22 protein-coding genes are annotated in these 20,256 nt (G+C 68.0%); 4 read left to right on the forward strand and 18 right to left on the reverse strand.

Translation table 11 applies throughout. The features are described from left to right. Positions 1-5 precede the first annotated feature (5 nt). The 15 genes from DESFRDRAFT_RS02185 to DESFRDRAFT_RS02255 all read right to left on the reverse strand — a co-directional run bounded on the left by DESFRDRAFT_RS02185 (position 6) and on the right by DESFRDRAFT_RS02255 (position 14,382). Positions 6-1,925, reverse strand: a complete 1,920-nt coding sequence (locus DESFRDRAFT_RS02185) for a coiled-coil domain-containing protein (protein WP_005990681.1) — start codon at positions 1,923-1,925, stop codon at positions 6-8. Further along, positions 1,922-3,340: a hypothetical protein gene (locus DESFRDRAFT_RS02190; protein WP_005990683.1), complete on the reverse strand. Its 1,419-nt coding sequence runs from the start codon at positions 3,338-3,340 to the stop codon at positions 1,922-1,924. The genes DESFRDRAFT_RS02185 and DESFRDRAFT_RS02190 overlap by 4 nt, the downstream gene beginning before the upstream one ends. Next, entirely contained in the window at positions 3,337-3,804 is a 468-nt protein-coding gene (locus DESFRDRAFT_RS02195; protein ID WP_005990685.1) for a hypothetical protein, read from the reverse strand. The genes DESFRDRAFT_RS02190 and DESFRDRAFT_RS02195 overlap by 4 nt, the downstream gene beginning before the upstream one ends. Beyond that, the gene (locus DESFRDRAFT_RS22630; RefSeq protein ID WP_005990686.1) at positions 3,804-5,453 is read right to left on the reverse strand and encodes a transglutaminase domain-containing protein; all 1,650 of its coding nucleotides are present in this window, start codon (positions 5,451-5,453) and stop codon (positions 3,804-3,806) included. The genes DESFRDRAFT_RS02195 and DESFRDRAFT_RS22630 overlap by 1 nt, the downstream gene beginning before the upstream one ends. Positions 5,454-5,688: 235 nt before the next feature. Then, positions 5,689-6,357, reverse strand: coding sequence for a hypothetical protein (locus tag DESFRDRAFT_RS02205; protein WP_005990689.1), 669 nt, complete (start codon positions 6,355-6,357; stop codon positions 5,689-5,691). A gap of 9 nt (positions 6,358-6,366) precedes the next feature. After that, positions 6,367-6,930 (reverse strand): hypothetical protein, encoded by a 564-nt coding sequence (locus DESFRDRAFT_RS02210; RefSeq protein ID WP_005990690.1) that lies wholly within the window; start codon positions 6,928-6,930, stop codon positions 6,367-6,369. Positions 6,931-7,409: 479 nt separating this feature from the next. After that, complete coding sequence (locus tag DESFRDRAFT_RS02215) at positions 7,410-7,868, reverse strand: hypothetical protein (RefSeq protein WP_005990691.1); 459 nt, start codon at positions 7,866-7,868, stop codon at positions 7,410-7,412. A 24-nt stretch (positions 7,869-7,892) separates the two neighbouring features. After that, a complete protein-coding gene (locus tag DESFRDRAFT_RS02220) occupies positions 7,893-8,804 on the reverse strand; it encodes a hypothetical protein (RefSeq protein WP_005990693.1) in 912 nt (303 codons plus the stop codon). Continuing rightward, a complete protein-coding gene (locus DESFRDRAFT_RS02225) occupies positions 8,801-9,535 on the reverse strand; it encodes a phage adaptor protein (RefSeq protein ID WP_005990695.1) in 735 nt (244 codons plus the stop codon). The genes DESFRDRAFT_RS02220 and DESFRDRAFT_RS02225 overlap by 4 nt, the downstream gene beginning before the upstream one ends. 34 nt (positions 9,536-9,569) lie before the next feature. Beyond that, positions 9,570-10,289, reverse strand: a complete 720-nt coding sequence (locus DESFRDRAFT_RS02230) for a hypothetical protein (RefSeq protein WP_005990697.1) — start codon at positions 10,287-10,289, stop codon at positions 9,570-9,572. A 32-nt stretch (positions 10,290-10,321) separates the two neighbouring features. Beyond that, positions 10,322-11,293, reverse strand: coding sequence for a phage major capsid protein (locus tag DESFRDRAFT_RS02235; RefSeq protein ID WP_005990699.1), 972 nt, complete (start codon positions 11,291-11,293; stop codon positions 10,322-10,324). A 21-nt stretch (positions 11,294-11,314) separates the two neighbouring features. Next, positions 11,315-11,863: a hypothetical protein gene (locus tag DESFRDRAFT_RS02240; protein WP_005990701.1), complete on the reverse strand. Its 549-nt coding sequence runs from the start codon at positions 11,861-11,863 to the stop codon at positions 11,315-11,317. Between the two features lie 71 nt (positions 11,864-11,934). Then, entirely contained in the window at positions 11,935-12,297 is a 363-nt protein-coding gene (locus DESFRDRAFT_RS02245; protein WP_005990703.1) for a zinc ribbon domain-containing protein, read from the reverse strand. Continuing rightward, complete coding sequence (locus DESFRDRAFT_RS02250) at positions 12,284-14,092, reverse strand: portal protein (protein ID WP_005990705.1); 1,809 nt, start codon at positions 14,090-14,092, stop codon at positions 12,284-12,286. The genes DESFRDRAFT_RS02245 and DESFRDRAFT_RS02250 overlap by 14 nt, the downstream gene beginning before the upstream one ends. Then, positions 14,092-14,382: a hypothetical protein gene (locus tag DESFRDRAFT_RS02255; RefSeq protein WP_005990706.1), complete on the reverse strand. Its 291-nt coding sequence runs from the start codon at positions 14,380-14,382 to the stop codon at positions 14,092-14,094. The genes DESFRDRAFT_RS02250 and DESFRDRAFT_RS02255 overlap by 1 nt, the downstream gene beginning before the upstream one ends. A gap of 272 nt (positions 14,383-14,654) precedes the next feature. Here DESFRDRAFT_RS02255 and DESFRDRAFT_RS02260 point away from each other — a divergent pair, with 272 nt between their 5' ends. Next, the gene (locus DESFRDRAFT_RS02260; RefSeq protein ID WP_005990708.1) at positions 14,655-15,080 is read left to right on the forward strand and encodes a hypothetical protein; all 426 of its coding nucleotides are present in this window, start codon (positions 14,655-14,657) and stop codon (positions 15,078-15,080) included. A 224-nt stretch (positions 15,081-15,304) separates the two neighbouring features. Here the strand turns inward: DESFRDRAFT_RS02260 and DESFRDRAFT_RS02265 are convergent, their stop codons facing one another. Both DESFRDRAFT_RS02265 and DESFRDRAFT_RS02270 read right to left on the reverse strand, forming a co-directional pair. Beyond that, entirely contained in the window at positions 15,305-15,850 is a 546-nt protein-coding gene (locus DESFRDRAFT_RS02265) for a hypothetical protein (RefSeq protein ID WP_005990710.1), read from the reverse strand. 33 nt (positions 15,851-15,883) lie between these two features. After that, positions 15,884-16,684 carry a DsbA family protein gene (locus DESFRDRAFT_RS02270; protein WP_005990712.1) on the reverse strand — a complete coding sequence of 267 codons (801 nt, stop codon included), beginning with the start codon at positions 16,682-16,684 and terminating at the stop codon, positions 15,884-15,886. 193 nt (positions 16,685-16,877) lie between these two features. On the opposite strand from DESFRDRAFT_RS02270, the gene DESFRDRAFT_RS02275 reads away from it, so the two are divergent. Both DESFRDRAFT_RS02275 and DESFRDRAFT_RS02280 read left to right on the forward strand, forming a co-directional pair. Further along, complete coding sequence (locus tag DESFRDRAFT_RS02275; RefSeq protein ID WP_005990714.1) at positions 16,878-17,165, forward strand: c-type cytochrome; 288 nt, start codon at positions 16,878-16,880, stop codon at positions 17,163-17,165. A 76-nt stretch (positions 17,166-17,241) separates the two neighbouring features. Beyond that, a complete protein-coding gene (locus DESFRDRAFT_RS02280; RefSeq protein ID WP_005990716.1) occupies positions 17,242-18,204 on the forward strand; it encodes a lysylphosphatidylglycerol synthase transmembrane domain-containing protein in 963 nt (320 codons plus the stop codon). 43 nt (positions 18,205-18,247) lie between these two features. On the opposite strand, the gene DESFRDRAFT_RS02285 is transcribed toward DESFRDRAFT_RS02280, so the two are convergent. Beyond that, positions 18,248-19,111, reverse strand: coding sequence for a PilZ domain-containing protein (locus DESFRDRAFT_RS02285; protein WP_233489541.1), 864 nt, complete (start codon positions 19,109-19,111; stop codon positions 18,248-18,250). A gap of 258 nt (positions 19,112-19,369) precedes the next feature. Between DESFRDRAFT_RS02285 and DESFRDRAFT_RS02290 the strand changes: the two genes are divergently transcribed. Beyond that, positions 19,370-20,011, forward strand: a complete 642-nt coding sequence (locus DESFRDRAFT_RS02290) for a GDSL-type esterase/lipase family protein (RefSeq protein ID WP_005990720.1) — start codon at positions 19,370-19,372, stop codon at positions 20,009-20,011. Positions 20,012-20,256: the final 245 nt, after the last annotated feature.

The raw sequence follows: 20,256 nt of genomic DNA on the forward strand, positions 1-20,256 counted from the left end.
CTTGGTTAGACCTTGTAGTTGTAGTTGTGGTTGTAGCTTTCCCGGAAGCCGTTCGACTTGGTGGTCGATTCGCTGACGGAGCGCTGGGTGGACTCGGTGGTGGAGGTGTTCGTGCGCTGGCCGATGGACTCGCTGTAGCCGATCTGGGCCGAGGCATTGACGGAGCTTAGGGCGCTGGCCGCCATCTGGGCCGAGACCTGGGCCCCGGAACGGATCTTCTCCGCTTCCAGGCGCAGCTCGCCGAGGGAATTTTGCAGCAGCATGTCCGCTTCCTTGATGGAGACCTCGGCCGCCTTGAGATAGGCGTCGATCTGGCCGGCATGGTCCTTGGCGCGCAGGTCGGCGTCGGCCCGGCGCGCGGCAAGGCGCGCTTCGTAGCCGCGAAGGGCCAGCTCCTTGTCCCTCAGCAGCGCCTCGGCCCTTGCCCGGGCCTGGGCCAGTTCGGCCTCGAAGCGGGACACGTCGGCCTTGTGGGCCTCGAGCCTGACCCGGTTTTCCTCGGACAAAACGGCCAGCCGCGTTTCCGCCACGGTTTTGGTCGCGGCCACGCGTTCGCCGTAGGCCCGCACTTGCTCGGCGTAGATGTGCGCCTTGGCCTCCTGGCCGGCCATGGCCGCGGCCTGGGCGTTGTAGCGGGAGGTGTTGGCGTTGACGCCCGCCACGTAGGCCTGGATTTGGGCCTCGTAGGCGTTTAAGCGGTCGCGGCCGAGGGCCGACTTGGCCGCCGCGCCCTCCATGCGGGCCTTGTAGAGCCCGACCAGGGCGCTGACCCCGGACAGTTCGGCCAGATACAGGTCGGCGGCGCGCTTTTGGGCCTCGCCGGAAAGCCGCGCCCCTTCGAGGCGCACCTTGTAGGCCTCGAGGTCGGACAGCGCCGCCCGGATGCGGGCCTCGAACACCGCCGCGTCGGCCTGGTAGCGGGCGAGCTGGGCGTTGTGGATGGCCACTTCGGCGTTGAGGGCCTCGTAGCCGTACTGGGCCAGCGCCTTGGCCCCGTCGAAGGCGCGGGCGGCGCGCTGGTTGAACAGCTCGATGTTTTGCGCCTCCAGGGCCAGCGCCTGTTCCACGGCGGCCCTGTCCGCCGCCACAGCCAGGTCGGCCTGCTTGGACAGGATATTGAGGTTTTCCTCGGCCAGCCGGTCGGCATGGTCGGCGTAGATCTGGCGCATGAGCTCGGCCATGGGACCGCTTAAGGCCGAAGCCCCCCGGGCGGCGAAAGCATCGCCAAGTTCGGTGAGCCGTTTGGCCAGCTCGTCCTCGGCCCGTTTTTGCGCCCGTTTCCAGAGTCTTTCCTCCAGCTCGGCCCCCTGGCCCGCGCCGCCGTCGACAAGGGCCTTGGCGAGCTTGCCCGCAATCGCCGCGCGCACCGGCGAGTCGTAGGCCTCCTCTCCCGGCAGGACGAAGAGGTTTCCCGGCGCGACAAGCTCGGGCATGGGCGGCCGTTCCCCCTCGAAGGTCGGGGTGATGGGGCCGGGCAGTTCGGGGATGGTGACGGCATCGAAGACCGGCGGATCGGGCAGGACGATGGCCGGATCGGCCGGGAATTCGATGTCCGGCACGCCCGGCGCGTCGCCCGGGGCCTCGGGCCAGGTCAGATCCGGATCGTCCGGCAGGCTGATCTCCGGCGGGGCGACGGTGAAGTCCGGCGTTTCGATGCCGTCGAGGCTGGTGGTGGCCAGTTGCGGGGCTGTCGGCGCGGCGACCTCGCCGAGGGTTACGGCCTCGAGGTTCGGAACATCGGGCAGACCGGCGTATTCCGGCGCGTCGGGCAGGTCGGGCAGGTCCACGGACGGGTAGGTGAGTCTGGCTACGCCGCCGAGCTGGTTTAAAAACGAGATGGCGGAAAGCCAGGCGTCGTTGGCGTAGTTCTGGGCCGTGTCGAACTTGTTGCGGACGATGCCGGCCGCGCCGGTGGAATCGCTCATGACGCCTCCTTGGGGATGATGATCGGGGTGAGCCCGGCGGCGGCCGCCTGGCCGAGCTCGTGGTCGTCGGCCACGAACAGGCCGGTGAGCCCTTCGAGCTGGAGCAGGTAGGCCTGGTCGGCGGACAGGGCGTAGTGGAAAAAGCGGGGCAGGGCCACGTCCATGACCGGATTCATGCGGTAGGCCCCGATGGCCGCGCCGGTGCGGCCGTTATGGAGCGTCCAGGCGTTGACGCCGCTGGCCTGGTAGACGCAGGCGTCGTCCATGGCGCAAAGGGGCTGGTTTCCGGTCCAGACCGAGGCCGCGGCGTCGTCTTCCCGGGCCACGTAGACGCGCACCGTGCCGTCCGCGCCATGGGTCATGGCCACGTGGTGCCACAGCCCGTATGTGAGGGGATCGCTCAGGGCCGGGGCGAAGCCGAACTGGCTTTCGAAGTTGGACAGGCGTGCTCCGAGCAGCCGGTTGCCGTTGTAAAGAAAGAGCCCGGCCGCCTGGAGGCCGAGGATGAAGCCGTGGGGATGCGGGTAGGCGTGGCCGGCCGCGTCGCGGTAGGCGTCGCCGGTTAGAAGCGGCGCGTCCGGGCAGGCCGTGTCCACGCGTCTGGCCCCGGCAAGCTCCTCGATATGGGTGGTGAAGTCCGTATTCCAGGGCGGCCAGGGATAGGTGACGGTTTCCGTCCAGCCTGGGTGGAGATGCGGCGAGCAAAAGCCCAGCACCGGGGAGATGCCGCCCGGGCAGTCCCAGGTGAAGTCCGTGCCGTCCCCGCTTTGCAGAAAATAGGCGCGGAAGGGATTGCGCACGCCCATGGCGTCGTAGGTGTAGTCGTATTCCAGGGGCTCGTGCAGGCGCACCAGGCAGCTGACGGAAAAAGGCGCGTTGTCGGGAATGTGGGCCCGGCCGAAAAGCAGGCCCGAGGCCGCGCCGCCGGGGAGCGCGAACACGCCCGGATCGCGCGCGATGCCGGCCTGGGGCAGGCCTTCGGGCATGGCCAGCCCGGCTTGCGAGGGCGCGATGACGGTGACGTCGTTGCCGAGCCCCAGGGACCAGCCGGCCAGGTCGCCGTCGGTGACGGCATTTTGCAGGCTTGTCATCCCCTCGTAGCGGGCCAGGCAGTCCGGGATGGCGAAAAAATCGCCTTCCCTCTCCGGGAGCGGCCGGAGCGGGGGACGTTCGCCTGCCCGGGAACTTCCGTGGCGCGGGGCCACGATGTCCACCCGGTCGAGGCTGCCGGTGCGGGCGCACACGATGGTTTCGCCGCCGGAGAGTCGCAGGACGCGGGAGCAGACCGGCAGGTCGAACACGTTTTCCCGGTCCATGATCGCAAGCTCCCGGAGGGCCTGGCCGCGCAGCCCGGCAAGGGTTGCGGCGTCACCGTCGTAGCGCAGGCGCGGCGTGGGGCGGAAGTCCCGGTTCACGCCAGCCTCCGGTCAAGGGGCAGGGCGACGAGGCTGACGGCCCCGAGATCGAACGCGCCCCGGGCGCGGCTTGCGATCTCCACCCGCCAGTGGTTGCCGCGCCCCCGGCCGAGCCGGGCCACCGCGCGGCCCGGGAGCCCCTCGCTTCCGGCCGGTCCGGCCGTACCTTCCAGGACCGAACCATCCGAACTTTGGGCGGAAACGGCGGTTTCGCCGTCGATACGCCCTTCGAGGGCAACGCCGAGCAACCGTTTGGGGCCGGGCTGGCCGCAGTCGGTCGCCGGTAGGGTCAGGCGCGCGGCAATGGGCGCGCCGTCGTCGGTGTCGCCGCCGAGGCGGTACAGGCGCGTCCCATCGGAGAAAACGACCGCCTCGCCGTGGCGGCAGGCGGCAACGACCGGCAGACCGGCCAGGCTCGTTACCGCGCCGCTGTCCAGTTCCAGGGAAAACCCGATGGTCGTCATCACCACTCCTCGCCGACGGCGGCGTCACAGGGACAGCTTTCCAGAATCGCGTCGCCGGGCCTGGCCAGGCCGCGCGCGCCAAGGGCCGCCGCCTGGAGCATCGCCTGTACGATGGCGATTTCCCGGCCCTCGGCCAAAGCCTCCGGCACGGGCAGGGACAATCCTCCCGGGGCCAGGGAACCGGGCGTGCCGCCGGCGGCGCAGCGCGGCCGGGGAAGCAGGCAAAGCGCCCTTGCGACGCGTCCCGCCTCGCCATGGCCCAGGTTGCGCCACAGGGGCATTGCGACGCGCCCCGCGACCAGCACGCCCGTCCGGGCCGCACCCGCGCTTCGCGCCCGGCCAAAGCGCATGGCCGCCGCAGCGCCGCCGCCCGCCTGGGCGGCAATTTCGGGAAGCGACGGGGCAAGACGGGCCTTGCCGCCGCAAGCCGCGCCCAGGGCGGCGGCCGGGAGCGTCACTCCGGCCTGAACCGACCCGGCCGAACCGGATACGGTTGGATGCGGGATGCGGGCAGAACCGCGCGCCCCCGCGCCTGCCCGGCAGCGCATCCGGCCGGAGGGAACCTCCAGGGAGGCGTTGCCGCCGAAGGTGCCTGAAGCGTCGAGGGCGGCGGCCGGAAGCGCCACCGCGTCGGCCGTGGCCCGGGCGAAAAAGACCGCCGCGTCCTGGCGCACCGTGAAAAAGGAGCCGGCGGTCAAGGCATAGTCCACCACGGCGTAGTAGGCCGCCGCGCCGAGCACGGGCAGGCCGGCGACCGCGCCCTGGGACGCGCCGCGTGTCCAGTCGAGGGCCACCCAGCGGCCGTCGGTAACCCGTCGGTAGCCCACCCAGCTGTGCCCCTCGCGGTCGATGCCCACCCGGCCGAAAGCCGTGACCAGCCGGTCGGCCGGCACCCCGGCGGCGAGCAGCAGGGCATGCAACAGGATGGCCCCGTCCTCGCAGTCGCCGCAGCCCCGGAAGGCGGTGCCCAGGGCGCAGTTCCAGACATCCGCGTCGTCGCCGTCCGCGACGTAGGCCACGCGCCGGGCCACGGCCGCGAGCATGGCTCCGGCCAGGACGTCCCAGCCCGTCGACGCATCCGCCAGCGATGCGGCCACAGTGGCCAGTTCGGGATCGTTAAGGCAGAGCAGGCCGACCACGGCGGCGGACCCGGCCCGGCTGGTCACAGGGCTGTCCAGGCCGCACAGGTAGGCGTGGGCGGCGAGGGCCGGCAGTGTCGCCGCACCGGAGGCCATGCGCGCGGAAGTGGCGTCCAGGCCGTAGGCGGCCATGGCCGGCAGCGCGGCTTCCCCGCAGGCTCCGGCGAGCCCCAGGCCGAACAGGGGGGTGAGCGTCGCCCGGGCCTTGCGGGCCAGACTGGCCTGTCCGGTGATTCCCGGGACCGGCAGGCTGCCCCCGCCCCAGGCCGGACGCCAGCCGTCGGTGGTCGCCAGAACGGCCAGTCCGGTCAGGGACAGGCTTGCGGCCGGCCGCCAGTCGCCCGAGGCGGCGATTTCCGGCCGGGGCAGGGGGATGCCATCGGCGGCGGTGACCACGCCGCAGGTGCCGGTGCCCGCAACATTGCATTGGAAGGCGGCCAGGCCCGAAGCGGTGAGGTTTTCTTCCTCCACGGCCTCCATGGTCAGGATGTACCGCTCAAGAGAGGACATGGCGCCTCCCTGGCAGCACGAGCCGCACGCGCACTCCGGCAAAGGGGTTGTGCCGCGAGCTTTGCTTCGGCGCGGGGCCGGCGGAGGACGGTTCCGCGTCGCTCAGGTCCTGGAGGGGCCGGGGAAGCAGGGGCGGCACGGGGCGTTCGGTCGCGCCGGCATCCGGTGCTTCCGGTATCTCCGGTAGAGGGGTCAGCATGGGCGTCACCTTCGGGAAAAAGGATTGTCGGCGGACTCAGAACGTGCCGTAGAGCACGAGTTCGGACACGAGGTAGGTGCCGTAGATGTCCGGCTTGAAGTCCGAAATCACCATGCGGTAGGCCAGGAAGTAGTGGCTGTCGGGGATATCCATGCGGTCGGACAGGAACACGGCCGGGTCCCACCAGGAGCAATCCTCGTCGTCGTAGGGGCTTTTGTAAACCATGCGCATTCCGGTGAAGTCCTTCATGTCCAGAAGCGTGCTCCAGTGGACCTCGTCGTTGGAGCCTTCCAGGGTGAAGCTGGTGGGATTGGCGCAGGGGCCTGAGCCGCAGGGGCAGTAGATGCGCTCGTCGGAGACGCTGCAGGCGAATTGGAAACCCGTGACTTTAAGCGGCTGGGCGAAGCGCGCGCCCACGTATTCGGGCACGGCGTTTTTCGGGTCGGGCCGCCAGCAGCCGTTGACCATATCGCCCTGGCCGATCATCTGGTTGCGCACGGACCAGGGTTCGTAGGAGCCGCAGGTGGAGTAGAAGACTTCGCCCGAGGCGCGCACGACGCGGTCCTCCTCGGCCGGGACATGGCCGAAGACATCGTTGAAGCGGCGTACGAAAAGCAGGTCCCGGTAGAGTTCCGGCGCGGCGGCGTCGGGGCTGACCATGGTGACGGCATCGCCCGAGCGGCTGTAGATGGAGATGGATTCCATGGCGATTTCCTACAGTTGGAGGGCGACGTCGCCGCCGAGTTGCAAGGTGCCGGTCACCACGATGCCGCCTGCCGGCATGTCCCCGCGATACCAGAGCACGCTGGTCCGGCCCGTGCCGTCGTCGTCCTGGAGATAAACGGTGTCCGGCGCGGCAAGGGGGGCCGACAGGTCGGTTTCGGCCGGGATCAGCGTGTCCCAGACGTCCACGGTCTCGAAGGAGCGGTACACGCCCGTGGCCTCGACCCGGATGCCCTTGACCAGAGCCAGGGCGTAGCGGGAGGCGTCCGCGTCCGGCAGGTAGAACCGGCCGTAGCCGTAATGGGCCAGCTTGAGCGAGAAATCGTCGTCGTCGCCGGTGTCGGAATAGATGGTTTCCAGCGTCGGCAGGGGTTCGCCGGGGGTGAGGGTCCCGGAGAGCACGCCGCTTCGGGGCGTCTGGGACAGGGTGACCCGGCTGCCGTAGGAATAGGGGGTGGCCCGGGCCGTGTCGAAGGCCTGGCCGCAGGTCACGCGGATGCGGGCGGGAAAGCCTTCGAAGCGGCAGTGCATGGAAAGCGGATAGATGTCGGACATGATCCCTTCCCCGCCGGCATGATGCCGGGTTTCATCTTCTTTGGTTTGATTCGGTCATCTGGTGGTTGGCCGGTGGGAGGGGTGTGGCGGCCGCGTGCGGCGTATATTTTGAAGAATACGCCTTCGCGCCCGCTCCACCCCGCCCACCGGCCCAGGCCACGCGTCCCATGAGCGGGGGTGATTTCCGGCTCGATCACCTTCCACTGACACGGGCCCTCCGCCCCATGTTCGGGAACGATTTCCGCCCCGATTTTTCCCAGTCCTGATCTTGCGATCCAGGTTTGGGACCGGTCCCTGGCAGGCCATCCCCCCCGGAGACGGAATCCTCTGCGCACATGAGCGGACAACCCTATGGTTTCTCTCCGAATTTGAAGTTGTAACCTTCTGAAACCTCTTTAAAAGTTTTTGAGGGTAGGGGGTCCGGGGGGAGGGAACTTTTTTCAAAAAGTTCCCTCCCCCCGGTTCCTCCCTTCACCTCCCTACGAGGCCGGCATGGTGACGACGAAGCTGTCGATGGTGGTGGTGGCGCCGGCGGTGATGGCGGTGCTCGACATGTTGAGCTGGGCTCCGGAGGTGGAGACCGAGCCGTCGAAGCGGGCGTGGCTGGTATCCGATCCGGTGGTCATGTCGTTGGCGTAGAAGCGAAACCAGCCGGCGGTGCCGGTTGTGGCGGCCGCGCCGGACCAGACCTCGGAGGAGGCCTTGGCGCAGGAGCCGCCGGAGGGTTCGGCGAAGTTGAGGCCATTTACGGCCGTACCGGCGGTGAAGGTCCCGGAGGAGACGGTGATCTCCAGGAGATGGGAGACGCTTTCGCCGTCGTCGGCGCTGGAGGGTTGCACGCCCGGGAAGATGCGGATCACGCCGTTTTGCATGATGGTCTTGAAACCCTCGGTGCCGAGCAGCTTGTTGCGAAGACCGGTGGAGAGACGCAGGGCCATGGGTGGCGCTCCTTTGTGTTGTTGCTAGGCGTTGATGAAGAGCAGGTAGCGGCGGTTTGTGGCCACGGCGCGGGCCTTCCCCGGCGGGATGGCGGCTGCGGCCAGGCGCGTGACCCGGCCGTCGGCCTCGCCCCGGTAGACGCCGTCCGTTCCGGCCCAAAGGGCCGCGTCGCCGGCAAGCGTCTGTCCGGCCACGGCCTCGCGGCGACCGGCGGCCAGGGTTGCGTCGCTGCCGGGCAGGGGCGGCGTGGGGCAGACCCGCTTGAAGGTCATGGCCTTTTTCGGGTCGTACCCGGCGGCAAAGACCACGCCGGCGTCGTCGCCGATGTAGAGCCCGCCGCCGACGGCGCGCAGAAACCGCACCTGGCCGGTGGCCGGCGGCAGGAATCCGGCCACGCCGTCCACCCAGTCGAAGAGCCCGGCCCCTTCGGTAAAGCGCACCAGATTGCCGGAGGCGATCCAGATGCGGCCGGCAAAGTGGGCCAGGTGCTTGCCGGGCGGCGGCGGGACGAAACGGCCGGACCGGTCCGGGCCGGGATAGGTTCCTCCGCCCCAAGGCAGGGCCGCGCCGTCGCGGAGGCGGCCGGTTTCGAAGCCGTTGGTGAAGTAGACCGTGTCGCCGACGGTGAGGAAGACGACGCGGCCTTCGGGGGTGAGGTCCCCGCGCAAAAGGCGCGGTTCTCCCTGGCCGGGGATCAGCCAGATGCCGCCCTCGCGCGCGCCGTAGAGGTTCGCGCCGTCGGAGAAAAGCGTCGTGAATCCCGCTTCCCCGATGGCCGCGTAGCCGGGACGGCGGCGGATGCGGCCGGAGACGACCTCGACGTTGACGGCCCGGGCCAGCTCGAAGCGACCGGTGTCCGGTTCGCAGACCAGGGACAGGGGCGATCCCGACTGGCCAAGGCCCAGGCAGCGGGTGAGCCGCAAGTTCTTGCTCACGGCCAGTCCTCCCCGAAGACCGGCAGGCCGCCGTCCCAGGAGCCGGGCACGTCCACCGGCTCCTCCTGGATGACGGCCGGGCCGGCCAGGGCGACAAGCTCCGCCAGGGCCGCCTCGAAACGCCGGGCATAGGCGGCGGTCTGGGGCTTTTTGCCCTCGGCCCCTTCCTCCAGGCGCTCGAAGATCTCCCGGCAGGCGAAGCTGACCAGAAGCGGCCCGGCCAGATGCGGCGGCAGGCAGGCCGGCTTGTCGGACAGGGTGACCAGCGGATCGGGCAGGCGGTAGTAGCCCACGGTCAGCGTCGCGTCGGCGGTTGGCGCGGGCCGGGCGAAAAGCCGGCCGCCTCCGACGGCCACGCAGCGGATGCGCCCGCGCGCGCCGAAGCGGATTTCCCGCCGCAGCGCAGCCAGGTCCGGAGCCACCCGGACCCGGCTACGCCCGGGGAGGAGGAAGGCATAAACGGGGCCGTGCTGCATGTCCGCCGGCAGCGCGGCATGCCCCTGTCCCGCCGGAAAGGGGAGTTGCGCCTCGGCGGCGAGCCCCGGCAGCCGGGCGGCGGCGGCGGCGGCCATGAGCCCGCGCCCGAGGGCCCGCAGGATTTCGCTCTCGCCGACCGCCGGATCGCCGACGATGTCGGCCACCTCGGCCATAAGCCCGGCCACGGTGTCGGGGCAGGCGTTTTTCCGTCCTTCGGCCGCAGCCCGGGGCAGGGAGAGTTGCGCTTGCGCCATCACATCCTCCAGAATCGTCTTTTGCGCGCGGGGGCTAGTCCAAGGTCAGGAAGCAGGGCTGGCACAGCCCGGCGGTAAAGGCCGCGCCAAAGGCCACGCCGGCCACGGGCTGGTCGGTGTCCAGGGTGGCGTTCATGGCGGTGAGGCTGCCGGCCGTGGCCCCGGGCACCAGCATGCTGCCCACTTCGGCCGTGCCGCCGGCCAGGCAACAGCCCACGCCGCCGGTCTGGGCGAAGTAGTAGTGTCCGGCCGGCACGTCGCAGGGCGTGACCCCGACCGGCAGGTTCTCCTCGGTAGCCGAGGCCGTGACCCCGGCCCAGGGCGAGGGCACAAGGGAGACCTTGGATTCGGTGGTGAGCGCGCCGCGCACGGGCTCGGCCAGGGTGAGGATCACCGTGCCCGAGGCGGGGCAGGCGGTGTTGGAGAGGATGCGATACTGCCGGCCCTGGCCGGAGGCGTCGGCCACCTGGAGGAAGCCGTCCTCGTAGGCGTTTTCGGCCACGGCCGCCGTTCCCACGGTCAGGGAGACGACCCGGTCGCCGACGGCGGCTTCGGTGGCGGCAAGGTTTTGGTGCGCGGCCACGGCGGCCGGGGCCATGCCGAGGCTGCCGGCGGCCAGGGCCGACGCGCCGGCCTTGGCGTAGCGGAATTTGCGGCCGTCGGCGGTGATGCGCAGCGCGCCGATGGTCTCGCGTTTGGCCGGCGAGGTCTCGGCCACGTCCTGGGTGAAGGAGAGCTTCATGGGTTGGGCCATCATTTCCTCCTGAAGAATTGGGGTGTCGGCGCCTAGGACAGGTTGGAGTGGCAGGCGTGGGCCTTGCGGTTGGAACAGATCAGGTTGCCGTGCCAGAGGATCTTCATGGAGCGTCCGGCCGGCCCGGCCAGGTCGACCCAGGGCTGGCGGGCGAAAAAGCCGTTCTGGTGGATGGCGAAGCCGAGGTAGTTGGTGTTGACGGCGAAGCAGTGTCCGGCCGGACAGTAGTCGTCGGCGGCCAGGACCATGCCCTCGTAGACGAGGTGGGTGAAGCCGGCGCTGGCCACGCCGTCGTCGGTGACGAAACGCTGCTGCACCTGGAGGATGCGGGACACCTTGTTGTAGAGCGACTCGGTGGTCACGGCCACGTTGGGCTTGCCGTCGCGGCCGTCGGAGACCTTGGCCGCGCTGCGCAGCTCCTGGAGCGTTTCGAGGCTCATGGTCCCGGCCGCGTTGTTGGTCACGCCCTTCCAGGGGGTGGTGCCGTCGGCGGCCACGAGGTCGGCTTCGGCGATGCCGCCGTAGGCCTTGTCCGCATCGGTGCTGGTCAGCGCCCGCAGACCGGTCAGGGTCGGGGCCTCGTCGCCGGCGGCGGAATAGAGCGTCGAGGCCAGCCAACTGGAGCAGGTGCGCTGGGCGGTCTCGATTTTCTGGGTCACGAACTGCACGGCCGCGTAGTCGCCGCTGGCCGCCACCTCGTCGGTCAAATAGACCGTGGCGTTGCCGTAGGCGTGCTTCCAATGGAAGGCGGCGGCGTTGACCGACACGCGGTCGTCGCTCGACAAGGTGTCGGAGCGGGTGAAAAAGCCGCCCTCGGCGTCGGAATAGTTGAGCGGCACGCGGATTTTTTCACCCCCGGCCGGCCGCTCGAAGAGCCCCGCCTGTCGGTTCATGAGCAGGTCGAGGAGGAAGGAATTGCGGAAGTAGATGTCCACGGCCCGACCGCCGGCGGCCGCGAAATAGTCGCTGGTGATGGCTTCGATTTCGGTCATGGAAAGCGACATGAGGCGTCCTCCCTGGTTGGGTTAGATGTCGCCGGACTGGCGACGGGCCAAAAGGCGGGCGGCCAGCACGGCGTTGATGCCGCCGAACTTCTCGGGCGCGGCCAGATCGGGGTCGGTCCCTTCGCCGCGTCCGGCCCCTGACGGCGCGCGGCTCAGGGTGCGGGCCAGGCGTTTGGTCCGGATGCGCTCCAGGGTCCTGGCTTCGCCTTCGGCGGCCGCGTCCTGGCGGGCCTTTTCCAGTGCGGCGTCATGGGCCTGTCCCTCGGCCTCGAGCCTGGCGGCGAAGTAGGCGCCCGCATCGTCCAGCAGCGGGTTGGCGCGTTTCTGGACTCCCAGCGCGCCCGAGGCGGCCAGTTCCCGGTAATCCGGGTGCTCGGCCACGAAACGGGCCATGAGCGCGTCGCGCTCGTCCTGGCGGCGCTTGTCCTCCAGGGCGTCGAGGCGCGAGGCGAGCAGCGCTTCGAGGCGGTTTTCCAGGGCCGAGAGAAACGACTGCGGGTCGGCGGCAGACGCGTCGGCGGTTGGCGCGACCGGGGGCGTCTGCGGCAAGGTGCGGGGTTCGGCGTCCATATCTCCCCTTGCGGGTTAAAGGGTTGTCGGGAGCCGGCCGAAGCCGGGCCGTCGGCGTATGGAAGCGGCCGCTAGAGGCCGTTTCTGGCGATGAAGCGTTCCCTGACTTCCCGGCGCACCGCGTCGTTTCGGGCCGCGGGGCGGCGAAATTCGCCTGCCTCCATGGGGCGGATCTTTTCGCCGCGCAGAAAACGCCGGTAGTTGGCGCGGCTGGGGTCGGCCAGAAAGGCGCGGACATGGGGGCTTGGCGACGCCTTGTCCACGACGTCGGTCACCGAATCGATCCAGTCGGCGTCGGCGCGGTAGGCCTTGCCCACGGACACGAGGCGTTCGGCCGTGCCGCCGCAGGCGCAGACCCCATCACTTCCGTCCATGGGGGCCATGGCCTCGAACGTCCGACCGCACACCCGGCAGCGGAAGTCATACAGCGGCATGCTCACCCTCCTTCCCGGCCTTTCCGGCAAAGGGGGCCTGGGGGGAATTATTCCCCCCGGCAGGGGAGTCCGAGGGGGCGGCGCCCCCTCGGGGCTTCGCCTCCTCACGCCCTTCCATCCTCTCCAGCACGCCGGCGCGGCTGGACCAGTCGAGCTTTTCGAGCAGATCGCGGCGGTCGATGGCCCCCATCTGGTAGAGGGCCAGGGCTTCCTCGCGCTGTTGGACGCGGGAGACGGGCATGGTGGAGCCGGAGACGACGGTCAGGCGGGCCGGGATGCGGCATTTGGCCCCGTGGATGGGGGCGGCCATGGCCCGGCCGTTTTCGGTGAAGCTGATCCAGCGTTCCTCGGTGTACCAGTTCTGCATGTGGCTCAAAAACATGCGGCCGCGTTCGCGGATCAGCCGGGAGTAGTTGCGGATCTTGCCGCGAAGGAGCGTGGCCGCCTGTTCGATCAGGGCGGCGATGGCCTTGTAGGCGATGACGGGATGGTCGGGGGCCGTGGCGCGCTCGATCTCGCCGATACCGGAGATCTGGCTGAACATTTCCCGGTAGATGCCGAGCACCGACTCGATGTCCTTGGTGTTGTTGGTGAACTCCAGGTAGCGGATGCCCTGGGCGGCGGCCATGGAGGCCGGGTTGACGATGCCCTGGCGGTTGGTGAAGGCGGCGTTGGCCACGCCCGAGTCGCGGGGGTTGATGATTTTGGGCCGGGCGCAGCGGTCCTTGTGGTAGGTGAGCTGGGACAGGCACTTGTTGACCTCGAGCTGGAGCTCGGCGAGCTGCTCGAAATCCGACGCGCCCCAGAGGCTGGCCGGATCGGTGAGCGAATTGGCCAGGGCGAAGGGGAAGCGGTCGTAAAGGTAGCTGGCCACGGCCTCGGCTTCCTGCAACTCCGGGTTGATGGAGGGGTTGCCCTGGTCGGACAGCACCACCTCGCCGGCCCCGGCCACGGTGACGCAGCGAATAAACCCGGGATAGCGCGGCATGTCGCCGTCCATGGTGTAGTCGCGCGCCCAGCATTCGCACACCAGGGTCGCGTCGTCGCTGGGACCGTCGCCGCCGCTTGCGCCGACGATGGTCCGCACCACCTCGCCGAAGCGGCCGAAAAGCCCCTGACGCGAGCCGTCGCCCGTAATCGCCTCGCGGCGGCCGTCGCCAAGCTGGGCCAGAAGGGCGGCGTCGCTGGTCAGCTTGCCGGCCGCCTTGGGCCAGCGGCGTTTGGCTTCGCGCAGGCTCATGGGGGTGAAGTGGAGCACGGCCTCGGCGTCCTGGATGTCCGGGCAGGAGGTGGGGTAGACGCCGAAGGCGAAGGGGTCGACCACCACGGTGCGCACTTCGCCGAGGCCGTATTCCAGGTCCGGGTCGAACACGACCTTTTCCACGGCCACGCCGTAGGTCTCGCCGTTTATGACCGAACGCTCGAAGATGGCCTGCTGTTCCTGCTCGGTCCACCACCAGGCGGCGGCGCGCTCCAGGGCCCGGAAAAGCTCTTCGTCGCCGGCCGGGCCCACCCGGTTGACGTTGAAGGTGGGGTTGTTGTCGGTGAGCATGTTGACGGTGCGCTGGCGGTGCAGGTGGAGCAGGTTGGCGCTGACCAGCGGCACCCCGGGGCGCGCGCCCCCCCGCCAGGCCCGGTTGCGGCCAAGGCGGTAGTTGGCGGTCCATTTGTCGGCCAGGCCCAGCCGCACCTTGTCCGTGACCACGGCATGGAGCAGCTCGAAGACGCGCCGGCCGACCAGTTCCGGCCGGTCGGCCGGGGGCAGCAGCTCGTGGGAACGCGTGGATTCGGCCATTATTTTCCTCCCTTGCGGGTGCGCTTCCCGGCTTCCCGGCGGATGGCGGGCTGCCCGACGGGCAGGGGGCCCCGGTCGGATTCGAGGCTGTCGCGGCTGTCCGGGGCGTAGCCCTGGGGATGGTGGCGGCAGAAGGGACAACGGGCGTCGTCAAAGGACGCCTCGGGATCAAAGGGCGGTGGGAAGCCGGGCTCCAGGGGGCCGAACACGGCGCCGGTCAGCGGCGGAGTGAGGTCGGCGGGGTCAAAGGCGGCGATGGCGGCGTGGCAAAGTCGGCAGCGCAAGATCATGTTCGGGCCTCCCGTTTTGCGGCGGCTTCCCGTGCCGCCCACAATTCGGATCAGTCCATGGGAACCGGCCCAAAACCAGCCAGTTCGCGTCACTTTTTCGGGAAGGGCCCGCTTTGGGCGGAATCGACTGAGCGCTCAGGGGAGAAATGCGTTTGAAAATGAGAAAAAAATCCCAAGGACACGGCATGTTGGGGGCCATTTGCATTGTACCCTGCCGGGCTTTGCGCTAGCTTGGGACGTAACAAAATTTTTTCCCAGGGAAGGAGACGCCTATGCTTGGTACGGAAAAGAAAGTCCGGGCTCTGTACGGCGACGTCATGGGAAGCCAGGCCGACAGCCCGGCCGTCGAGGCCAGGGAAACCGCCACATCGGCCCGGGCCGGGCTTGTCATCGCGTTGCTGGCCGTGATCTTGGCCTGCGGAGTCTATGTGGCCCTGGACGCCAAACTGTCGTCGGTTGCGGGTGTGACGACGCAAATGGCGGCGCTGGACGCCAAGGTCGCGGCGCTGGACGCCAAGGTCGCGTCCTTCGACAAGCTGCCGGCCCAGATCCACAAACAGATGCAGGCCGATCGCCTGGCCGCTTTTGCCGCCGCGGCCCAGGGCCTGGCCGCAAGCCTGGACACCGACGCCCAGAAGGCGGCCATGGCCAAGATCGCGGAAGCGGCCAAGGCGCTTCAGGTCGAGGTGGCCAAATAGGGATACGCCCCGGGGGGGGACGGTAGGGCGGATCTCGTTGTCGGCCTTTCCGGCGGCGACCACCCCGTCGCCTTTGCCGGTGGCCTCGAGCAGGCGCCCTGGCGGAAAGCCGCCGTGTGCGCTCACGGACCACAACGCGTAATCACATTGCCGCGCTGCAAGTCAAAAGGGCCGCATCCTTCGGGACGCGGCCTTTTTTTACGGCGCGGGATGCGGGCGCGCGGCTATTTTTGAAAGTGGGCCAGGGACTTGTTGAGTTCGTAGAGCAGGGTGGTCAGCCGCACCAGATAGGTTTCGTAGAGTTTTTGCACGTCGGAGGCGGCGGGAAGCTCGATTTCCTGGTTCCGGGCCGTCAGGAAATAGACCATGTTGTTGAGGAAGGTGATGATGTTCTTGCTGCGGCTGTAGATGTACTGGTTGACCTCGGCATCGTCCGTCTGGCCGCGTTTGAGGGAGATGTAGAGGATGTCGACGAGGTTGTTGAGGCTGGTCGTGACCTTCTGGTGGGTGTCGAAGAGGAAGCGGAGCTTTTTGTATTCCGCCGCGTCCTTGTCCTTTTCATAGGTCTGGAGCATGGCCACGATGCGGCCGTCGGACGGGCGCGTCTCGTCGTAATACTTGATGACGTCGTCCAACATGACCACGAGGGTCGCCTCGTCGGGGCGGCCGGCCTGCTGCGGGGACTCGGCCAGGGCGGCCGTGGCCGCCAGGGTCAGCAGGCAGACGAGGGCCGTCGGGCGGAAGATGCGAAGAAAAAGTACAGTCGGCATGGCATCGGGTTCCCGGTTCCTGCGCGCAGGAAGTTACGGCTTCTTCTTTTTGTTGCAGGTGTCGCAGGGGGCTTCCTCGCCGCCCTTGGGAGCCACTTTGCGCAGCACGTTTTCGAAATCCTCGAGCGGGGCCGCGCCGCGCACCGAAACGCCGTTGACCAGGAAGGTCGGCGTGGCTTCGATGCCGAAGGCCCGGGCCTCGGCCACATCGTCGTCGATGCGTTTGGCCAGGGCGGGATTTTTGAGATCGCGCTTGAGCTTGGGGATATCCGCGCCAAGCTTGACGGCCAGGGCGTAGAGCGCCGGCTCGCCGGCCTGCTCGATCTCCTGCTGGGCGGCGAAGACCGCGTCGTGGAAGGCGAAGGCCAGCTTCGGGTCCTGGGCGGCCAGGGCCTCGTAGAGCAGGGCCGCCTGCCGGGACAGGTCGTCCGTGGCGTAATGCTTGAAGAGCACCCGTACCGAGTCCGGATGGCGCTCCATGAATTTCTTGAGGGTCGCGGCGCCCCGGGCGCAGTAGGGACACAGGAAATCGGAATAGACCACCACCGTGATGGGGGCTGTCGCCGGACCGCGCATGGCCCGGGCCGGATCGATGACCGGGGACAGGGGCTTTTTGAGCTCCGCGTCCACCTGGGCCAGCCGCGCGGCGTCCTGGTTTTCCTGCTGGCCGGCCAGGACAAGGGCGTAGAGCTCTTGTTTCTGCTTGGCCAGGGCATCGAGGACCATGTCGGGATGTTCGTTTAGGGACTGGCGCACGGCGTTGTCCGAAGTGGCCGGCGAACAGGCGAAAAGGGCCAGGGTGGCGAACATGACGAGAACGGTGCGCGCAAACATTGGCTGTTCCTTTGAAAGCGGATGACCTCGACTGGAGAGCCTACCTTGGGATGGGGGAATTGCAACAATTATTTGTGAAGTGCAAGGGAAACGAGCGGCAACGATTGCATTTTTTTTGCGTTGGGGTATGTATGGCAATGGCCCCTGTCCGCACTGGCAGGGCGGGGATGCATACGGATGCCAAGGAGGCAGCATGAAACGAATCGCGGTGTTTTTTTTCGCGCTGGTGCTGTGCGGCGCGGCTGCGGCGGCGCTGGCCGCCGGGGATGCGGCCAAGGGGGAACAGCTGGCCAAGGGCTGTGCCTGCCACAAGAGCAAAGGTGACCTCAACGGCAAGGACGTGGCTACGCTGACCGCGGCCATGCAGGCCTTCAAGGAAGGCAAGGGCGCCAACAAGGCCATGATTTTCATCATGAAAAAACAGTCGGACGAGAATATCGCCGATCTGGCCGCCTATTACGCCTCGCTGCCGAAGAAGTAGTCTACGGCTTGATTCGTCCGCGTAAAAAAGCCATGGGAACCCGTCGTTCCCATGGCTTTTTTTACAAGGTGGTTTCATGAAACGCGTGCTTTCCCTGACGCTGCGCATCGCCCTTGTGGCGGGCTGTTTGATTTGGGCCCTGTGGGGCGTCGACCTGCGCGGCCTTTGGCGCGCGTTGGCATCCTTTCACTTGTGGGCGGTGGCCTTGTATGCCGTCATGCCCTTGCTGGGGGCCGTGCCGCCGGGGCTTCGGCTGCGTTTTCTCATGGCCGACCGCGTCGACCGGGCGACCGGTGTGCGGGCCTGCCTCATGAGCGTGGCGCTTAACAACGTGCTGCCGGCCAGGCTCGGGGAAATGGCCAAGGCGCTGTATCTGCGCCGCGAAGCGAAGGTGTCCCTGGGCCGGTCCCTCGAGGCCGTCTTCTGGGAGCGGTTTTTCGATCTCAACGCCTTGCTCGTCCTTGGCGCGGCCGTGGCGGCGCTGCTCGGCCAGGGGATGGTGCTGTATCCGCTTTTGGCCGTGGTGGGCGGGGGCTGGTGCTTTTTGGCCCTTTTGCGGCTGCGCCCCGGCGCGGCCCATGCCCTGACCCGGCTGATCCCGATCGAGGGGTTGCGACTTTTCGCGGCCGAAATCCTGGAATTTTTGTCCGTCAACCTGCGGATCGGCTTCCTGGCGCGGCTGGCGCTTTGGACGCTTGCCACCTGGACCGGCTATGCCGTCATGTACGCCGTGGGGCTTTGCCTGATGGCCGGGCTGCCGGCCGATCCTGTGCTGGTGCTGACGGTCTTCGCCGTGGCCACCCTCGGCTTCGCCATACCCGGCGCGCCCGGGGGCATGGGCGTGTACGAGGCCTCGGTGGTGCTGGCCCTCGGCTGGTTCGGGGTGGACCGGGACCGGGCCTTTGCCGTGGGGCTGGCCATGCATTTGCTGCAGTATCTGCCGCTGACCTTGGCGGGGCTGTGGAGCCTGGCCGCAAGCGGCATGAGCCTTCGCGACCTGCGTAGCCAGGCGCGCCAGGCCCGGGAGGAGGCCGTCTGAGGCCGGGCGCGCGGGGACCGGCCGTCTCCGCGCGAGCCGTCGTCTATTTCACGGGCACGGCGTTCCCGCCGAGCTTTTCCCGGTGCTTGTCCAGGTGCCACTGGTAGAAGATGTCGGTCAGGCCGGCGATCACGTGGTCCTTGACCGGCAGCCAGCGGAGCTTGCCGGCCTTGGCGTCGATCGTGCCGTCGGCCAGAAATTCCAGGCCCAACAACTGGTCGCGGCTGACCCGGTCCACGGCCACATGGCGGATGCGGGCCACCATCCAGAATTCGTGCGATCCCGTCACGCGCGGTTCGTTGAACTGGAGGTGCACCACCACCCGGTCGCCCGTGGCCATGTCCATCTCCCGTTCCCGGATAAGCGGCGCGCGCAGGACCAAGCGCATGCCCCCGGCCGAGATGTCGGCCAGCCGGGCCAGGCCGCTTTGGAAATCGCTGCCCTTGACGGCCGGAGCGTCCAGGGCAAAGCCCCGGCATTTGTCGTAGCGCCATAAAAAGGCCTTGTGCAGCCGCGACAGCTCCGGCTCCACCCGCAGACTCTTGCGCCGCTGGCCGAAGACGAACTTTTCCGGTTCGACGAGACGCAGTTTGGCCTGGCCGGTCCTTCCCGTGGCCGCCGCCCGGATGCGGCTGTCGAAGGTGTAGAAATCCTCGTCCAGGCTGCCGTTGCGCAGCACCACCCGGAAATAGCCTTTCACGTCCAGGCCCACCCAGTGGGGACCGGTCGCGGCCTTGCCCACGCTTTCGAGAACGAGTCCGCGCGGCGAGAAATCCAGGATGGCGCAGTTAAGCTCCGCAAGGCCCGTGACGGGCTGGGGGAGCGACAGAAAACAGCGGGAGCGTTGTGTGATGGCTTCTTCCATGAGACGGCGGGACTGCTTGTGCGCGGTCATGGTGGGGCTCACGACGATGCGATCCGTTGGTTGTCGGAGGGAAAACGGACGCGCTTCGGTTATGGATTGGTACGACAGGCCGGATGCGGGACCCGGTGGACTTTTCCTACAATAGAAATCGCGGCCAGGGCAATGACCGTTTGCAACGAGGGTTTCCTCGTTTGCCGCAGGTCCCCGGACTCTTTTCAATTTTCCCGGCTCGTGCTACCTGGCCGGCCGTGTTCGTGTTGCACGAACGGGGGAATTCTTATGTGCAAGGAGAGGGGAGAAATGGTTGCGGCATGGTTCCGGATCAGCGTCGTTTTTACGGCGCTTCTTTTTTTCGGCGCCTCCGAGGCATGGACCAAGACGGTTTTTCTGGGCGGGAGCCAGACGGTCGGCTGGAACTACGTGGACGGGTTCGAGGGCGTGATCAACAAGGGCGCGGTGAGCAACACCACGGCCAAGATCCTCAAGAGCCTTTCGCCGGTGGTGCGGATGCGGCCGGAAAAGATCTTTATTCTGGAAGGCATAAACGAATTGTGGAGCCCCAACGCCAGCATCCTGGCCCGTTACCGGGAAATCCTGCGCCGCATCGGCCAGGGCTCGCCAAAGACGCTCATTTTCGTGCAAAGCGTTTTGCCGGTGGTCAACCGGCCGGACCTGTCCAATGACAAGATCGTGGAGCTCAACGCCGGGCTCAAGGCCCTTTGCGCCGAGATGCCCCACTGCATCTACATCGATCTCCACAGCCATTTCGTCGTCAACGGGGCGCTCAATGCGAGCCTCACCTCCGACGGCGTGCATCTGCGCCCGGAAGGCTACGCCCTGTGGCGTTCGGTGATCGACAAGTACGTCGCGCTCACGAACGAAGAGCTTACCCGGCCCGAGACCCTGGCCGGACTTGGCGCCCATGCGCCGGTCGTCAACTGACGACGCAAGATCACCCGGGCAAGGCGGGCTTGTCGACAAAGCCAAGTGGATCAGGCCGCTGAGAAGGTTCGCGTGCAAGGCGCAAGAAAAGTCCAAGGCCGACGCGTAGATCACTACGCGAGGGTTTGGAGTTTTGGAAGCAACGCGGCAATCGGGCCTTTCTCGGCGGCCTGAGGCGGGCCTGGTCCGGCTTTTTTTATGCCTTGTCGTAAAACGCCTGCACAAAATCGCCGTTTCATGTATTG

It is taken from the genome of Solidesulfovibrio fructosivorans JJ] (genome assembly GCF_000179555.1).
GTDB lineage: Bacteria > Desulfobacterota > Desulfovibrionia > Desulfovibrionales > Desulfovibrionaceae > Solidesulfovibrio > Solidesulfovibrio fructosivorans.

What these genes read in the sequence shown, in the direction of transcription:
- DESFRDRAFT_RS02185 (WP_005990681.1), bottom strand. Translation starts at nt 1,925, where the DNA reads ATGAGCGATTCCACCGGCGCGGCCGGCATCGTCCGCAACAAGTTCGAC.
- DESFRDRAFT_RS02195 (WP_005990685.1), bottom strand. Translation starts at nt 3,804, where the DNA reads ATGACGACCATCGGGTTTTCCCTGGAACTGGACAGCGGCGCGGTAACG.
- DESFRDRAFT_RS22630 (WP_005990686.1), bottom strand. Translation starts at nt 5,453, where the DNA reads ATGTCCTCTCTTGAGCGGTACATCCTGACCATGGAGGCCGTGGAGGAA.
- DESFRDRAFT_RS02205 (WP_005990689.1), bottom strand. Translation starts at nt 6,357, where the DNA reads ATGGAATCCATCTCCATCTACAGCCGCTCGGGCGATGCCGTCACCATG.
- DESFRDRAFT_RS02210 (WP_005990690.1), bottom strand. Translation starts at nt 6,930, where the DNA reads ATGTCCGACATCTATCCGCTTTCCATGCACTGCCGCTTCGAAGGCTTT.
- DESFRDRAFT_RS02215 (WP_005990691.1), bottom strand. Translation starts at nt 7,868, where the DNA reads ATGGCCCTGCGTCTCTCCACCGGTCTTCGCAACAAGCTGCTCGGCACC.
- DESFRDRAFT_RS02225 (WP_005990695.1), bottom strand. Translation starts at nt 9,535, where the DNA reads ATGGCGCAAGCGCAACTCTCCCTGCCCCGGGCTGCGGCCGAAGGACGG.
- DESFRDRAFT_RS02230 (WP_005990697.1), bottom strand. Translation starts at nt 10,289, where the DNA reads ATGGCCCAACCCATGAAGCTCTCCTTCACCCAGGACGTGGCCGAGACC.
- DESFRDRAFT_RS02235 (WP_005990699.1), bottom strand. Translation starts at nt 11,293, where the DNA reads ATGTCGCTTTCCATGACCGAAATCGAAGCCATCACCAGCGACTATTTC.
- DESFRDRAFT_RS02240 (WP_005990701.1), bottom strand. Translation starts at nt 11,863, where the DNA reads ATGGACGCCGAACCCCGCACCTTGCCGCAGACGCCCCCGGTCGCGCCA.
- DESFRDRAFT_RS02245 (WP_005990703.1), bottom strand. Translation starts at nt 12,297, where the DNA reads ATGCCGCTGTATGACTTCCGCTGCCGGGTGTGCGGTCGGACGTTCGAG.
- DESFRDRAFT_RS02250 (WP_005990705.1), bottom strand. Translation starts at nt 14,092, where the DNA reads ATGGCCGAATCCACGCGTTCCCACGAGCTGCTGCCCCCGGCCGACCGG.
- DESFRDRAFT_RS02255 (WP_005990706.1), bottom strand. Translation starts at nt 14,382, where the DNA reads ATGATCTTGCGCTGCCGACTTTGCCACGCCGCCATCGCCGCCTTTGAC.
- DESFRDRAFT_RS02260 (WP_005990708.1), top strand. Translation starts at nt 14,655, where the DNA reads ATGCTTGGTACGGAAAAGAAAGTCCGGGCTCTGTACGGCGACGTCATG.
- DESFRDRAFT_RS02265 (WP_005990710.1), bottom strand. Translation starts at nt 15,850, where the DNA reads ATGCCGACTGTACTTTTTCTTCGCATCTTCCGCCCGACGGCCCTCGTC.
- DESFRDRAFT_RS02270 (WP_005990712.1), bottom strand. Translation starts at nt 16,684, where the DNA reads ATGTTTGCGCGCACCGTTCTCGTCATGTTCGCCACCCTGGCCCTTTTC.
- DESFRDRAFT_RS02275 (WP_005990714.1), top strand. Translation starts at nt 16,878, where the DNA reads ATGAAACGAATCGCGGTGTTTTTTTTCGCGCTGGTGCTGTGCGGCGCG.
- DESFRDRAFT_RS02280 (WP_005990716.1), top strand. Translation starts at nt 17,242, where the DNA reads ATGAAACGCGTGCTTTCCCTGACGCTGCGCATCGCCCTTGTGGCGGGC.
- DESFRDRAFT_RS02290 (WP_005990720.1), top strand. Translation starts at nt 19,370, where the DNA reads ATGGTTGCGGCATGGTTCCGGATCAGCGTCGTTTTTACGGCGCTTCTT.